General features: G+C 70.6%; 14 protein-coding genes. 7 read left to right on the top strand and 7 right to left on the bottom strand.

Translation table 11 applies throughout. The features are described 5' to 3' along the window. Positions 1-4 precede the first annotated feature (4 nt). On the bottom strand, positions 5-1,921 hold the full coding sequence (locus WDJ58_RS02445) for a CocE/NonD family hydrolase (RefSeq protein WP_338916038.1): 1,917 nt from the start codon (positions 1,919-1,921) through the stop codon (positions 5-7). Positions 1,922-2,123: 202 nt separating this feature from the next. Between WDJ58_RS02445 and WDJ58_RS02440 the strand changes: the two genes are divergently transcribed. After that, positions 2,124-3,233, top strand: a complete 1,110-nt coding sequence (locus tag WDJ58_RS02440; protein WP_338916037.1) for an aminotransferase class V-fold PLP-dependent enzyme — start codon at positions 2,124-2,126, stop codon at positions 3,231-3,233. A gap of 233 nt (positions 3,234-3,466) precedes the next feature. Here the strand turns inward: WDJ58_RS02440 and WDJ58_RS02435 are convergent, their stop codons facing one another. The 3 genes from WDJ58_RS02435 to WDJ58_RS02425 form a co-directional block, all read right to left on the bottom strand. Further along, positions 3,467-4,126 (bottom strand): bacterio-opsin activator domain-containing protein, encoded by a 660-nt coding sequence (locus WDJ58_RS02435; RefSeq protein ID WP_338916036.1) that lies wholly within the window; start codon positions 4,124-4,126, stop codon positions 3,467-3,469. A 71-nt stretch (positions 4,127-4,197) separates the two neighbouring features. Then, a complete protein-coding gene (gene alaS, locus WDJ58_RS02430) occupies positions 4,198-6,978 on the bottom strand; it encodes an alanine--tRNA ligase (RefSeq protein ID WP_338916035.1) in 2,781 nt (926 codons plus the stop codon). 121 nt (positions 6,979-7,099) lie between these two features. Next, positions 7,100-8,080, bottom strand: a complete 981-nt coding sequence (locus tag WDJ58_RS02425; protein WP_338916034.1) for a replication factor C small subunit — start codon at positions 8,078-8,080, stop codon at positions 7,100-7,102. A 165-nt stretch (positions 8,081-8,245) separates the two neighbouring features. On the opposite strand from WDJ58_RS02425, the gene WDJ58_RS02420 reads away from it, so the two are divergent. The 3 genes from WDJ58_RS02420 (at position 8,246) to WDJ58_RS02410 (ending at position 10,033) form a co-directional block, all read left to right on the top strand. Continuing rightward, positions 8,246-9,349, top strand: a complete 1,104-nt coding sequence (locus WDJ58_RS02420) for a bactofilin family protein (RefSeq protein WP_338916033.1) — start codon at positions 8,246-8,248, stop codon at positions 9,347-9,349. 97 nt (positions 9,350-9,446) lie between these two features. Continuing rightward, on the top strand, positions 9,447-9,647 hold the full coding sequence (gene samp2, locus WDJ58_RS02415; protein WP_338916032.1) for a ubiquitin-like small modifier protein SAMP2: 201 nt from the start codon (positions 9,447-9,449) through the stop codon (positions 9,645-9,647). Next, entirely contained in the window at positions 9,644-10,033 is a 390-nt protein-coding gene (locus tag WDJ58_RS02410) for a GNAT family N-acetyltransferase (protein WP_338916031.1), read from the top strand. The genes samp2 and WDJ58_RS02410 overlap by 4 nt, the downstream gene beginning before the upstream one ends. Positions 10,034-10,044: 11 nt before the next feature. On the opposite strand, the gene WDJ58_RS02405 is transcribed toward WDJ58_RS02410, so the two are convergent. Beyond that, entirely contained in the window at positions 10,045-11,427 is a 1,383-nt protein-coding gene (locus WDJ58_RS02405) for a phosphoglucomutase/phosphomannomutase family protein (protein WP_338916030.1), read from the bottom strand. Between the two features lie 314 nt (positions 11,428-11,741). On the opposite strand from WDJ58_RS02405, the gene WDJ58_RS02400 reads away from it, so the two are divergent. Both WDJ58_RS02400 and WDJ58_RS02395 read left to right on the top strand, forming a co-directional pair. Continuing rightward, positions 11,742-12,098, top strand: a complete 357-nt coding sequence (locus WDJ58_RS02400; RefSeq protein ID WP_338916029.1) for a DUF5806 family protein — start codon at positions 11,742-11,744, stop codon at positions 12,096-12,098. 12 nt (positions 12,099-12,110) lie between these two features. Next, positions 12,111-12,293 (top strand): hypothetical protein, encoded by a 183-nt coding sequence (locus tag WDJ58_RS02395; RefSeq protein ID WP_338916028.1) that lies wholly within the window; start codon positions 12,111-12,113, stop codon positions 12,291-12,293. Positions 12,294-12,427: 134 nt separating this feature from the next. Here the strand turns inward: WDJ58_RS02395 and WDJ58_RS02390 are convergent, their stop codons facing one another. Together WDJ58_RS02390 and WDJ58_RS02385 are read right to left on the bottom strand one after the other, a co-directional pair. Beyond that, the gene (locus tag WDJ58_RS02390) at positions 12,428-12,946 is read right to left on the bottom strand and encodes a 2'-5' RNA ligase family protein (RefSeq protein ID WP_338916027.1); all 519 of its coding nucleotides are present in this window, start codon (positions 12,944-12,946) and stop codon (positions 12,428-12,430) included. 119 nt (positions 12,947-13,065) lie between these two features. Next, on the bottom strand, positions 13,066-13,257 hold the full coding sequence (locus tag WDJ58_RS02385; protein ID WP_338916026.1) for a DUF7554 family protein: 192 nt from the start codon (positions 13,255-13,257) through the stop codon (positions 13,066-13,068). Positions 13,258-13,678: 421 nt separating this feature from the next. Here WDJ58_RS02385 and WDJ58_RS02380 point away from each other — a divergent pair, with 421 nt between their 5' ends. Further along, positions 13,679-14,950, top strand: a complete 1,272-nt coding sequence (locus WDJ58_RS02380; RefSeq protein WP_338916025.1) for an argininosuccinate synthase — start codon at positions 13,679-13,681, stop codon at positions 14,948-14,950. The last annotated feature ends 1 nt before the right edge of the window (position 14,951 follow it).

The following is a 14,951-nucleotide window of genomic DNA, read 5'->3' as shown; positions in this document are numbered from 1 at the left end:
ACGTTCACTCCCCGGAGAGCGGCCGGATCGGCAACTCGACGTGCGTCGGGTGCTCTGCGTCGTGGTGGACGGTATTGGTGGCGACGCGCCGCTCCCGGCCGCCCGGCGACTCCCCGGTGTTGTGGTTGACGTCGTACCGCGGGTAGTTCGACGAGGAGACGTCGAGTCGGATTCGGTGGCCCGCCGCGAACCGGTTGGCCGTCGGGTACGGCTCCATGTCGAACGCGTACACCTCGCCGGGCTCCACGGGATCGGGCTCCCGTCGGTAGCCCCGGTACCTCGCCCGACAGACCGAGTCACAGAGGTTGAGCGCGAACCCGCCCGGGAAATCGGGACTGGAGGGGTACTCGTCGATCAGCTTCGCCGTGAAGTCCGTGTCGGGAGCGTCCGTCGAGCCGTACACCCTCACCCGGATCGGTCCGGCGATCTCGACCGGTTCGTCTAGGGGGGGCGTCCGGAAGACGAGCACGTCGTCGCGCTCCTCCAGCGGACCGTACGGCGGGTCCGCCCCGAACGTACCCTCCCGAGTCCGCTGGTCGAACCCGCCTCTCCCGGTGATGCTCAGCGTCGGCCGGTCGGCGAGCGGGAGCTCCTCGATCGTCTCCTCTCGCTGCTCGAACGTGTAGTACGACGAGCAGTTCCCGCCGAGCGTCGGGACCGGATCGGCGGGGTCGAACTCGTACGTCGTGCTCGCCTCCTCGGCGTCGGGCTCGTGGGGTGCGAGCGTCCCGTCGGGGTGGGCGTAGTAGCGCGTCTCCTCCGTACTCGGGAGCGGCCAGTCGCTCGCACTGGCCCAGGTGCCGCCGTGCCGGAGTTTGCCCGACCCGGTCCCGGTCGCCGTCGTCGGCTCCTCGCCCGCCGCCATCCGGAAGTACGTGACCGGGTCGCGGTCCCAGCACTCCTCGCCCTTCAGGTAGCGGTCGAAGAACGCCAGTCGGGTCTCCAGGTACGCGGTGACGGCGGGTTCGCCGAACCACGCCTCGCCCGAGTAGGGCTTGCTCCAGGAGGCGACCCCACCGTGGGTCCACGGGCCCACGATCAGGTAGTGGTCGCTCCCCTTGGCCTCCGAGAACGTGCGGAAACTATCGCTCGTGGCCTTCGTGTAGGAGTCGTACCACCCGCCCGCGTAGACGGTCGGGACGTCCGCGCTCTCCGCCGCGTATTTAGTGAAATTCAGCCCCCGCGAGTCCCAGAGCTCGTCGTCGCCGGGGGTCGTCATCAGCTCCCGGACCCAGGTCTCGTAGTCCGGGATGTGCCGGAGCGGCGACTGTCCCGCGAGAACGGGCTCGTTCTCGAGCACCCGGCGGGTGTCGACGTCCGCGAGCGCCCGCTGGACGTCGGAATCCTCCAGTGCGCGCCTGGCGAACCCGCCGCCGATGGTGAGCCCCCAGGTGAGCCAGCGCATCTCGAAGGCCCCGTTGTGGCGGAGGACGGCCTCCCAGCCGTTCGCGGCCCCCTGGTTGACGAACATCGCCGAGAGCGACGGGGGGTCGAGCGTCGCGAGGGCGCTCTGGACCCACGCCATGTAGGAGGTCCCCATCGTCCCCACCTGCCCGTCGCAGTAGGGCCGATCGGCGAGCCACTCGACGGTGTCGTAGCCGTCCTCGGGCTCGTTCACGAGCAGGTAGAACTCACCCTCGCTCGCGTAGCGGCCGCGCACGTCCTGGATGGCGACGACGTACCCCCGCTTCGCGTACCACCGGCCGTGGTCCTCCATCCGGGTCCGATCGCGCTTGTCGTAGGGTGTCCGGACCAGCAGCGCCGGCTTCGGATCGTCGATGGGCTCCCCGTCCGAATCGGCGGGCCGGTAGACGTCGGTCGAGAGGCGCGTGCCGTCGCGGACCTCGACGCCGAGGTCCTGGTGGACCGTCACGCCGTATTCGGGCTCGGAGACGGGGTCGAGTTCAATCGTTGTCGCCATGTCCCCGGTAGCGGAAACCGGGCACAAAAGCGTACCCCCAACCCCTCCTGCTCCCTTCGCGTTCCCCGTCACGCAATCGCCGCCTCCCTCGAACGAGGTCGACGCTCGCGGCCCGACTCCGCGCGTTGCCGTGATCCACGCCGACCCGACCGACCCTCGCGCACTGAGGCAGGCATAAGGGACCGGTGGCCGAACGGCCCACATGGACCTCGAAGAGCTCCGTGCGGACATCCCCGTCTGCGAGGAGTGCGTCTACCTGAACACGGGAGCGAGCGGTCCCTCGCCCCGGCGGATCGTCCGCGCGGCGAGCGAGGAACTGGCCCGACACGAGCACGAGGCGACGATCGACCCCGGGCCGTACGTCTCGGCCTACGAGGGCTACGAGACGACGCGCGAGGCGGTCGCCGGCCTGCTCGACGCCTCGGCGAGCGAGATCGCCCTCGCCGGCAGCACCGCCGACGGGATCTCCCGCGTGGCGAACGCGATGGACTGGGCCGAGGGCGACGCCGTCGTCCGGACGGATCTCGAACACCCCGCGGGGGTCATCCCGTGGGCCCGGCTCGAAGAGGAGGGCTGTGAGGTCCGCGAGGTGGCCTGTCCCTCCGGTAGCCCGGACATGGACGACCTGAAGGACGCCGTGGACGGAGCGAAGCTGGTCTGTCTCAACTCGATCTCCTGGCTCCACGGCAGCCGCCTCCCCCTGCGCGAGGTGGCCGACGTCGCCCACGACGCCGGCGCGCGTGTCCTCGTCGACGCCGTCCAGTCGCCCGGCCAGGAGGCCGTCCGCCCCCGCGAGTGGGGCGCGGACGTCGTCGTCGCCGCCGGTCACAAGTGGCTCCTCGGGACCTGGGGTTCGGGGTTCGTCTGGGTCGACCCCGACCTCGCCGACGAGCTCCGCCCCCGGCACGTCGGCTACCGGAGCGTCGACGACTCGACGGCGACACCCCTCGACTACCACGACGGTGCCCGCCGTCTCGAGGTCGGGACGGCCAACCTCGCGCCGTACGCGGCGCTCCGCGAGGCCATCGCGGTACACGAGGAGATCGGCCTCGGGACGATACGCGAGCGCATCCGCGAGCTGACCGACCGGCTGAAGACGGGGATCCCCGAGGAACGGCTCGTCTCGCCCCGCGAGTTCGAGTCCGGCCTGGTCGCTTTCGAGGTCGACGACCCCGAGGGGACCGTCGAACGGCTCCTCGACCGGGACGTCCACATCCGGGACGTCCCCCGCTCGAACACGGTTCGGGCGTCGGTCCACGCGTTCAACGACGAGCACGATATCGACGCGCTGCTCGACGGTCTCCCGTTCTGAGCTCCGGGAGCGGCTACCGGGCGCTGGGCGATCGGGCTCTCCCGGGTACCACCTCGGGACGCCTCGCCGTCGATGATCGCCTCGCCGCACGGCGTCGGTGACCCGGGGCCCACGGGGGGAGGTCGAGCGGGGCCTCCGGCTTGACGACCGCGGGAGATTCCGGGGCCGTCGTCCACCGACACTGTCCCGAACGGTACCGCGCGGTATCACGACGCTCGTTCGATGGGGAACGCCTACACGTCCTCGCGGGCCGAAGACCGGTCCCCGAACGTGGTGGCGAGGAGGCTCCGGACGCCCCGACGGAGCCGGCGTGAGCCGGCCCGCTCGCCGACGCCGAGTTCGGCCGCGAGTTCGCCGAGCGTCGTCTCGCGGGGCTCCTCGTAGTAGCCCGCCTCGTAGGCCAGCCGGAGCGTCTCCTGCTGTGTCTCCGTGACCCGCGGTCCGAGCACCGCCGTCCCGTCGCTCGGGCTGTACAGCCGGCGTAGCTTGAACGCCGCTTCCAGGTCGCGACAGTGCGCGTCGAACGCCTCGGCGTCCTCGTACCGACCCCGGAACCGGAGCATCCACTCCTCCGCGTCGCCGACCAGTTCGAGCAGCGTCGCGTCGCTCCGGTCGAACCAGCGGACGACGCTCTCCACGCCCGTCCACCGGACCCGGAGGGGAACCGCTGAGTCGTGTCGGTCGAGCACGTCGACCGACGCGACGGCGGGCTGTACGCGGAGGGTCTCGACGAACTCGTCCGGGTCGTCGCCCTCGACCCAGACGTACGGGAGCGAGCCCTGATCGGTCGGGACGACCCGCTCGAGCTCGATCCGGGTGCCCGGCGGGGCCCGGACGGCCTCGCCGAGCGGGAACGACTCGGGCAGGAAGGCGTACTCGGCGATGACGGTCATGGGTACCGTAGGCTCCGACGGGAGAAATCCCTCGCGAACGTCGGTCCAGGGGGATCGGGCGAGGCCGCGATTCAGGCGTTCAGGACGCGCTTGAGGACGTCCGGGGCGTCGTCGAGCGCGTCGTCGAGCGCGTCCGCGTCCGGGCCGCCGCCCTGGGCGAAGTCCGGCGGGCCGCCGCCGCCGCCGCCGACTTTCCCGGCGAGCCGCGAGACGACGTCGCCGGCGTTGATCCCCACCCCGTCGGGGACCGCGACGACGAACGTCGCGCCGTCGCGCCCGGAGCCGACGACCGCCACGTTCCCCTCCTCGCTGATGGCGTTGGCCGTCGCGCGGAGCTCGTCCATGTCGGCGTCGAGCCGCTGGATCACCGCCGTCGTCCCGCCGATATCGACCTCCTCGCCGCCACCACCGCCCGACGCGCGGGCCTCGGCGAGCTGCTCCTTGAGCTCCTCGACGCGCTTGCCCCGCTCCTTCCACTCCTCGAAGAACCGCGCCGCGGTGTCCGGGACCGCCTCTGGATCGACGTCGAGCACCTCGGCGGCGTCGTAGAGGGCGTCCTCGACGCGCTGTGTGGCGTCGATGGCCGCGTCGCCGGCCGCGAAGGTGATCCGTTCGACGCCGTCCTGGACCCGCTCGGTTCCCAGGATCTTGATGGTGCCTATCTCGCCGGTCCGGGCGACGTGGGTCCCCGCACACGCCTGGACGTCCTCGCCGACTGTGAGGACCCGGACCTGCGTTCCCGGCGGGATCCCGCCCTGGAACAGGTCGAACCCGTGGCGGGCCTGCGCGTCGTTGCGGTCGAGCCACTCCTGCTTGACCGGGGAGTCCTCGCGGACGATCCCGTTGGCGACGCGCTCGATGGCCTTCACCTCCTCCCGGGAGATCCGCTCGTAGTGGGTGACGTCCAGGCGTGACCTGTCGAGGCCCTTCTGCGCGCCGGCCTGTCTGACGTGGTCGCCGAGCACCTGTCGGGCGGCGTGGCCGACGATGTGGGTCGCGGTGTGGTTGCGCATCAGCCGGCGACGGCGCGTCCCGTCGACCTGTCCCCGGACGAACTCGCCTTTCCCCGGGGCGTCGTCAGTCCGGTGGAGCACAACGCCGTCGACCTCCTGGACGTCCTCTACCTCCACCGTGGCGTCGTCGGTCGAGAGCGTGCCGACGTCGGCGGGCTGGCCGCCGCCCTCCGGGTAGAACATCGTCTGGTCGAGCGCCACGTCGTAGCCGTCCTCGCCGCGATCGATGACGTCGAGGACGACTGCCTCGAACTCCGTCCGGCCCTGGTCCTCGTAGAACAGCTTCTCCGTGCCGGGGAGCTCGGCGATGCGGTCCCGGACGTCCGCGTAGGGGTCGGCGGTCTCCTCGGTCGCGGGGCCGCCGTGTCGCTGGGCGACCTGCGCGTAGAAGTCGTCGGGTATCTCGACGCTCGCGCCCCGCTCCTCGGCGATCTCCTCGACCATGTCCGGCTGGATGCCGTGGCTGTCGTAGAGCTCGACGATCTCCTCCAGGGGGATGGGCTCCTCGCGCCCGGCGTACTCGTCGGCGAGCGCGCGCACCCGGCGGCCGCCCCGATCGAGCGTCTCGCGGTACTTCTCGATCTCGGTCCGGACGATGTCACGAACGGTGTCGCGGTTCTCGTAGCCGAGCCGCTCGGCCTGCATGTCGACCAGTTCGTCGAGCGGGGCGTCGACGCCGACGTTGTCCGCCAGCCGCTTCGTGCGCCGGAGCACCATCCGCGCGAGGTAGCCCGTCCCGACGTTCGAGGGGACGATGCCGTCGCCGAGCATGTACGCCAGCGTACGGCAGTGATCTGCGATGGCGTAGATGTCCTCCAGGGGCTCCATCAGCGCCTCGAGCTCGTCGACGTCGACGTCGAGCTCGGCCGCGATGTCGCCGCGAGCGGTTTCGAGATCCTCGGCCTCGTCGATGTCCATGTGGCCGGCGAGCTTCGCGGCGCGGTGGACCAGCTCCTCCTCGGCCTCGGTGTGTTCGAGCTCGGCGTTGTCCTTCAGGAAGGAGATCATCTCGGGGTAGACGGCCTCGTAGACGGTGGGCGTACCCTGGGACATCCACGTCCACCGCTCCAGCCCGTAGCCGGTGTCGACGATGTACGTGTCCATCTTCGAGTAGCGGTTGCCGTCCTTCAGGAGGTAGTCGCCGTCCTCGTCGGCCTCCATCGACATGAAGACGAGCGTGGCGAGTTCGAGCCCCTTGTAGATGACCTCGATGGCGGGCCCCGCGTTGCCGCCGCCGACCCACGGGTCCTCGATGTAGGTGACCTCCGTGGTGTCGACGCCCATCTCCGCGAACAGCCCCTCGCAGAGCTCGACGGTCTCGTCCTTCCAGTAGACCTCGCCCTCGTAGGCGTAGCCCGTCGCGTCCTCGCGGGTGTTGAACGCGTGGTGGGCCATCATCTCGAACGCCATCGTGTGCCGGCCCGTCTTGCCCACGTTGTCGATGTCCTGCATCCGGATGCAGGGCTGGCTGATACAGAGCGGGTTGGCCGGGGGCGGCGTCCGCCCGGAGGTGACGAGCGGCTGGAAGTCGTAGATCGACGCCTGCGTCAGCAGGACGTCGTCGCGCCAGCGGTTCGCCGCCACCGGATAGGGCTCGATGCGCTCGTGGCCGCGCTCCTCGAAGTACGAGAGGAACGCCTCGCGCATCTCCTCTAACGTGTACTCGTGGTCGAAGCCGGGATCGTCGATGAAGTCGTACTCCTCGCAGGGCGGCTCGCCGCAGAGCTCCCGGTCCGGGTCGCGTGTCCAGAAGTGGTCGCCACAGGACGGACACTCCTTCCTGTGGAACCCCTCCTCCCGGAAGTACTCGAGTTGGTACTCCTCCGTGAGATCGCTCATTACCGTCCAGTTCGGCCGACTGGTTCCAAAAGGGTTCCGAACGCGCGGTCCGGGTCACCGCTCGCGGGCGCGGTCGGGTCCAGGTTCCCCGACGGCGAGTCGATGGGGAGTCGCGGGCGAGTCACTCACCGAGCGCGAGTGACGCCAGCAGCGCCTCCAGCTGGACCTGCTCGTTGGCCCCCGCGGTGATGCGGTAGTCCGTCTCGCCGATGCGTTCCATCACCCGCACCGCCTCGCGCTCGTCGAGGCCGAACTCCCAGACCGAGCGGTGGAGCTGGTCGATGATGTCGTCGCCGGCGATGCCCGAGTCGACGAGTAGCTCGTCCAGCTTGGCGCGCGCGGCCGTGAACTCCCCGTCGAGGGCCAGCGTGACCATCTCGCGGATCTCCTCGGGGCGCGCCGTCGAGGTGATGGCGTAGACCGCCTCCTCGTCGACCGTTCCCCCGAGCACCGCGGCGGCCTGGAGGCCGTTGATCGCCTTGCGCATGTCCCCGTCGGCGGCGTAGACGAGCGCCTCGACGCCGTCGTCGGTCACCTCGATCCCCTCCGCGTCGGCGATCTCCCGGACGGTTTCCTCGACGGCCTCGTCGCCCAGCGGCGAGAACCGGAACACCGCACACCGGGACTGGATCGGGTCGATGATCTGCGAGGAGTAGTTACACGAGAGGACGAAGCGCGTGTTGTTGGAGAACTGCTCCATCGTCCGCCGGAGCGCGGACTGGGCGTCGCTGGTGAGCGCGTCCGCCTCGTCGAGGAATATGATGCGGTAGTCGAACCCGCCGAACGACGACCGCGCGAAGCTCTTGATGCGGTCGCGGACCACGTCGATCCCCCGCTCGTCGGAGGCGTTGAGTTCGAGGAAGTTCTCGCGCCACTCCTCGCCGTAGACCTCCTTGGCGATGGCGACCGCCGAGGTGGTCTTGCCCACCCCCGCGGGGCCCGCGAACAGGAGGTGCGGCAGGTCGTCCCGCCGGATGTACGACCGCAGGCGCTCGGTGATGTGCTCGTGGCCCACCACATCCTCCAGCCGCTGTGGGCGGTACTTCTCGATCCAGACCTCCCGCCCCCGCGCCGGCGCGTCGGCGTCCGTGGCCTCGCTCATGGGTGGAGAGAGGCCCCGTCCGCGCATAAAGGCCTCGAGACGGGCCGCCCCCACCGGCTCTCCCTCGGACCGAGCCGCCGCACGTCGGCTCCGGGCGACCACGCCGCGCGACCCATTGTCCACCAAGGAGAAGGATAAGAACTGCCGGAGAACGAACGTTCGGTCATGAACGTCCCCCGTCCAACCTCTCGGAGCGTGCTCGCGCTCCTTCTGGTACTCGCCCTCGCGCTGTCGGTCGTTCCCGGCCTCGCGGCCGCCGAGACCCGTACTGGCGGTACCGTCGTTGTCGGTCCGGACGAGACCGTCCGCGGCGACCTCGACGCCTTCGCCGGTTCTATCGTCGTCCGCGGGACGGTCACCGGGAACGTGAACGCCTTCGGCGGCGACGTCTTCGTCGCCGAGGGGGCCCGCGTCGGCGGCGATGTGAGCGCCGCGGCCGGGTCGGTCCGGATCGCCGGTACCGTCGACGGGAGCGTCTCCGGGGCGGCCGGCGACGTGTCGGTCCTCGAATCTGGCACCGTCGGCTCGCTCGATGCGGGTGCCGGCAGCGTCGCGATCTACGGGACCGTCCGGGGCGACGCGACCGTCGGCGCTGAGACGCTCGTCGTCGGCTCGACCGGGGTCGTCGCGGGCGACCTGCGCTACGACGCCGGCGAGTTCGTCAACGAGGGGACCGTCGAGGGCCGGGTCGTCCGCGACCGGAGCATCGCACAGGGGCCCGAGTTCGAACCCGTGGGCGGCGTCGGCGAGACGATCCTCGACGTCTACGGGTTCCTCGTGGGGCTCGTGCTCGGTGCGATACTCCTGCTGGTGCTCCCGGGGTTCTCCTCGCGGGTCGCCGACCGGGCCGTGAGCGACCCGCTGCGCTCCGGTGGCGTGGGTCTCCTCGCGCTCGTCGGTGTCCCCCTGGCGCTCGTGCTGTTCGCCATCACCATCATCGGCATCCCGATCACGGTGGTCGGCGCGCTCCTGTTCGCCGTCGTCGCGTGGGTCGGGACCGTCTACGGCCGGTTCGCCGTGGGCGAGTGGCTGACCGAACTCGCCGACGTCGAGAACCGCTGGGTGGCGCTGCTCGTCGGCTTCCTCGCCGTCGCGGTCGGCGTTCGTCTGCCGCTCGTCGGCGGACTCGTCGAAATCGTGGTGTTCCTGCTCGGCCTCGGCGCGCTCGCGCTCGTCACCTACGAGGCCTACCGCGGGCGCTCGGGCGAGGGGACCGACCCGGTCGACCCCGCGGATCCGGACGCCGGCGAGAGCGCACCATCCGCCTGAGACCGATCCACTGACCCCGCGGCCCGCCGTCCATCCCGTTCTGCCGTCCCGACCGCTCGACGCCACGTTCTTCCCCCCTCCGAACCCACGGGCCGGTATGCGCGTCACGTGTGCGGTCCCCGGCGACCGCGAGCACGACCTCGACCTCCCGGCGGACGCGACCTACGGCGACGTGGCGCGCGCGGTCGGCTACTCCGTCCACGAGGTCTCGGTGCTCGTCGACGGGACGCCCGTCCCCGAGGACGCGCCCGTCGAAGCGGACCGCGTGACCGTCCTCCGGCTGGTGCAGGGCGGGTGAGCCGCGTGCGCGTTCGCGAGTCCCGGTCCGACGAACGTGCGGCGGTCCTCGGCGTCCTCGACGGCGCGATGCTCGACCTCGACGCCGACCTCACCGGCGACGCGACGACGACGCTCGTCGCCGACGAGGAGGGTCGGGTGCTCGGCACGCTCGTCCTCGACGGCGAGGAGATCGTCGCGGTCGCGGTCCGCCGGTCGCGGCGCGGACAGGGCATCGGGACGGCGCTGGTCGAGACCGCCGCGACTCGTCGGGGACGGCTCGTCGCCGAGTTCAGGGATCGAGAACGGCCGTTCTACGAGTCGCTCGGGTTCGAGGTCCACGCGGTCGAGGACGGACGGCTCCGCGGGGTCTACTGCGCCGACGACGCGGACGATGGTGAGCCCTGAGAGCGGAGTTCTCAGACGAGCGGCTCGACGAGTTCCCGTCCGGCATCGAGCAGTTCGGCCACCCGCTCCTCGCTCCCGGCCTCGGCGTAGACCCGCAGTTTGGGCTCGGTGCCGGAGGGCCGGACCAGTAACCAGGAGCCGTCCTCGAGCAGTATCTTGAACCCGTCGACGTCGTTCACCCGGCTCACGTCGACGCCCCCCACCGAGTCGGGGAGTTCGTCGGCGAGCGCGGCGAGGACGGCCTCCTTGCGCTCGTCCGGACAGTCCACGCTGATGCGGTCCTGGTGGGCCTCGCCGTGCGCCTCACGGATCGCGGCGAGGCGCTCCTCGACGGGCTTCGTGGCGTGGGCGGCCGCGGCCAGCCCCGCGACGAGCACGCCGTCCTTGTTCCGGAGGTGCGCGGTGAGGCCGTACCCGCCGGACTCCTCGCCGCCGAACAGGGCGTCGTGCTCGCGCATCGCGTCTGCGACCCACTTGAACCCGACCGCGGTCTCGTAGGTCTCCTCGCCGTGGGCCTCGGCGACGCGGTCGACGAGGAACGTGGTGGAGACGGTCCGCACCGCAGGACCGGACTGCGATTCGAGGAGGTAGTCGTACAGGGCGACGTAGAGCAGGTTGGCGTCGACGAACCCCTCGGGGGTGACGACGGCGACCCGGTCGGCGTCGCCGTCGTTGGCGACCCCCAGGTCGGCGTCGCCGTCCGTGACCCGCCCGACGAGGTGTTCGAGGCGGTCGGCCCGCGGTTCGGGGGAGGTCCCGCCGAACTCGGGGTCGTGGTCGGTCCGGAGGCGCTCGACCTCCGCGCCGGCCCGTTCGAGGAGTTCGTCGGTGACCCCCCGACCGGAGCCGTGCATCGCGTCGTAACAGACCCGGAGCCCCGAGAGGTCGAACGCCCCCTCGACGTCCGCGACGAACTCGGCGGCGTGGTCGAGGTACGGTCCCACGAGGTCCTCCTCGCGGCGCTCACCCGCCGGCCCTTCCGGGTCGGCCTCGCGGAGGTTAGCCTCGATCCGTTCGGTCACCTCGGGGAGCGCGGGCGCGCCGTCACCGGGGAGGAACTTCACGCCGTTGTACTCGGGGGGGTTGTGGCTCGCGGTGAGCATCAGCCCCCCCGCTAGCTCGCGTTCGCGGACCGTCCACGCGACGGCCGGCGTCGGGAGGTCACGCTCGGGGAGGAGGACGTCGAAGCCGTTGCCCGTGAGGACGTCCGCGAGGTCGTCGGCGAACCCCGGGGAACTCCCCCGGGCGTCGTAGCCGACGGCGACGGTCTCGCCGCCGTGGCCCTCGCTCTCGAGGTAGTCGGCCACCGCCTGTCCCACCGCACGGACCCGCGGCGAGGTGAAGGTGTCGAGGGTGGCCCGCCAGCCGTCGGTGCCGAACGTGATCTCGTCCATACCCGTGGGTCGGGCGGGGTGGTGAAAAAACCGGCCGGGTCGTGCTCTCGGGTCACGCGAGCGGCCGTGACGGCCTACCGGCGAGTAGTCGGGTGTGGCTGGCGCTCGCTGGCCGAGCGTCACGTCGGATCGTCCCGTTCGACACACTCGACGGCTGGTATCGCCCGTGTGCCGTGTACGGCGGAAGTCGACCCAACGGCCACGGCTTCACCAGCGACATTCCACCTTCGACCGGGATCGGGGGGAGCCTCGACCGCGCACGTTTTGCGGCCTCGACCCGTGATACGCGCGCGGGCAACCGCAACCAACACACCATGCCCGAACAGCACGCGGATCCTGCAGCCGACCAGCCGAGACGCTACCCGAAACTCGACGATGTCGACTACGACCGGGTGAACGAGTTCCTGAACAGGTACGTGGACTTCACCGCCCGCGAGTGGGCCATCGCCACGCTGTGCGCGGACTTCCGCACCGGGACCGGCGTCGAGATGACGAGACTCGGCGAACACCTGTCCGAGATGGTGCCGTTCGTCACCGAACCCTACATGGCGTCCGAGGTCTACGGCGCCCGGAACTCGTTCAGGGAGAAGACGCACACGGCCGCCGCGACCTTCCTCTACGGGGCCTTCTCCGGGCTGCTGACCGCCGAGGAGGTCGACGACGTGATGTAGGAGGCCACCGAGGTGGCGAAGTTCCTGCTCGAGATCGAGGGGCGCGAGCTCGCCCACGAGGACGAGCGTCGCGTCGAAGAACGCGTACGGGAGGCGATGGAGGGGATCCACGAGGCGAGCGTCCGAGTCCGGTACGACGAGTGCCCACACTGTGGGGAGGAGCTGGAGCGCGAGGGGGCGACCGAAGACGACTGAACCGACGTGGATCGCGGTCGCGCGGCCGACGGGAACGCCGTCTCGCGAGCCGGGTCCGTGACCGAGACGTGCGCGCTGTAGCACGGCGACTGGAGTCCGTCCCGGTCAGAGATATCATCGAGGCCGAGCGCCCTTCAGGCCGGGAGCGAGACGGTCTCGACCTCCAGCCGTCGGTGGGCGTCCCAGACGACGAGCCGCTCGACGGTCCACTCGACGGGATCGACCTCCCGGCCGACGAGGCGGTCGGCGTCCCCGCGCCGCGCGATGGTGACGTGCGGGACGTAGTCCTCCCCTTCGAGTCCGGGGAGCGGCTCGAAGACCTCGCAGAGTCGCCGGTGGGCCTCCTCCATGCCGGGGCTCTCGACGGCGAGGTAGACGACGGGGCCGGTGCCGCTCGTCGGCCGGTCGAAGCTCTCGACGCCGGTGACGCGCACGGCGAACGGGGCGAGCCCGGCGAGCGCCTCCCGCGCCCGGCGGGCGAATGCCCGGACGTTCGGACGGCGGTTCGGGCCCGCGTCCTCGGGGAGCCGCTTGACGACCATCGAGTGCTTCGTGCGCACGTCCGCGGTGCGGCACTCGCTCGCCAGCCCGGCGGCGAGCCGCGCGACCCCCGCCGGGACGGGCGCGTTGAGACTGTACGTGCTCTCGCTCACGACCGGGTTCGGCCGCGGGCGGACAAAGGCGTGACGGGATTCGTACGGACGGTCGTCGTCCGCCACCGGTGACCGCCCTTACCGCCTGGGCGGCCACCGGTCGATCGTCACAACGTCCGTCAGATGTAGTCGAGGAACCAGAGGACGATGAGGACGAGGATGAGCAGGCCGACGACGCTCGAGAGCGCCCCGAACACGAAGTCGACGACCTCGAACACGAGGTCGACGGCGATGTAGACGATCACCAGCACGAGGACGACCTTCAGCAGGTCCTCGACGTCGAGCTCCCCGCGGTCGGAACGCGGCAACATACCTCGCCGTCGTCCGCGCCATCCAAAACCGTGCCGGCCGCGTCCAGGATCGGGTTCGGGACGCGGCCCGCCGCATGGAGTTCGGATCCCGGGGAGGTCGGGACCGGCCACGTGGTGGGGGGACCTCGGCAGTCCTCGCGTGCGACGTGTGTGCGCGGAGCAGGGCGCTCGCCGACGGAAAACCTTTAGTATGTCTCTGCGGCTACCACACAGGTACATGACGACCGAGCCCCGTGCCGCGCGCGCTCATCCGAGGAGCGTCGCCGCTCGGTCCCTCGCCCTTCTCCCGCGACCGCGACCGGGCCGGTAGGCCCAGTCACAACATCACTTCTCCGACGGATTCGCCCGGTTCTCGACGACGCCGCACGGCTGGCGGTGCCCGAACCGAACTACGCGGTACCAGAACAACAACACGACACACATGCCACAGGACACGACAGCTGACGACGAAAGCGGAAACGGAACGGTCGCCCTCGCGTTCTCGGGGGGGCTCGACACGACGGTCTGCGTCCCGATACTCGAGGAGGAGTACGGGTACGACGACGTCATCGGCGTCACGGTCGACGTCGGCCAGCCGGCGGAGGAGTTCGCCGAGGCCGAGGAGACGGCCGAGGCGCTCGGGCTCGAGCACTACGTCGTCGACGCCAAGGAGGAGTTCGCGGCGCTCTGTATGGACGGCGTGCGCGCGAACGCGACCTATCAAGGCTACCCGCTCGGGACCGCCCTCGCGCGGCCGGTGATCGCCTCGGCAATCCTCGAGGTCGCCGAGGAGCACGGCTGCACCGGCCTCGCCCACGGCTGTACGGGCAAGGGCAACGACCAGCTCCGGTTCGAGGCGGTCTGGCGCGACTCCGACATGGAGGTCATCGCCCCGATCCGCGAGATGGGGCTGACCCGTGAATGGGAGAAGGAGTACGCCGCGGAGCGCGACCTCCCCGTCGAAGGGGGTAACGAGGGCGACTGGTCGATCGACACGAACCTCTGGAGCCGCTCGGTCGAGGGCAAGGAGCTCGAGGAGCCGTCCTACGTCCCCGGCGAGGAGATCTACGAGTGGACGAGCGCGCCGTCGGGCGAGACGCTCGAACTCGAGATCGGCTTCGAGGACGGCTACCCCGTCTCGCTGGACGGGCAAGCGACTTCGCCGGTCGACCTCGTCGAGACGTTGAACGAGACGGCTGGAGCGTACGGCGTCGGCCGCACGGACGTCATGGAGGACCGGATGCTCGGGCTGAAGGTCCGTGAGAACTACGAGCACCCCGCCGCGACGGTGCTCCTGGCCGCACACGAGGGACTGGAGTCGCTCGTCCTCACGAAGGAGGAGCGCCAGTTCAAGACCTACGTCGACCAGGAGTGGGCCGAGAAGGGCTACGAGGGGCTGGTGAACGCGCCGCTCGTCCGCGCCCTGGAGGGGTTCATCGACGAGACACAGGAGCGCGTGACCGGCACCGTCACGATCCGTCTCGAAGGTGGGCAGGCCCGCGTCGTCGGGCGCGAGTCGCCGTACGCGGTCTACTCCGCGGAGGCCGCCTCGTTCAACACCGAGGACGTGATGGGAGGCATCGAGCAGAACGACGCGACGGGCGTCGCGAAGTACCACGGCTTCCAGGAGCGCCTGGCGAACAAGGTGTTCGACGCGGCGAAGGCGCGCGAGTCCGCGGAGGCCGTCACCGACGGCGGTACAGGGGACGAGTGAG

Source organism: Salinirubellus litoreus, assembly GCF_037335815.1.
GTDB classification, from domain to species: domain Archaea; phylum Halobacteriota; class Halobacteria; order Halobacteriales; family Haloarculaceae; genus Salinirubellus; species Salinirubellus litoreus.
This window is presented reverse-complemented; position numbering and strand designations above follow the sequence as displayed.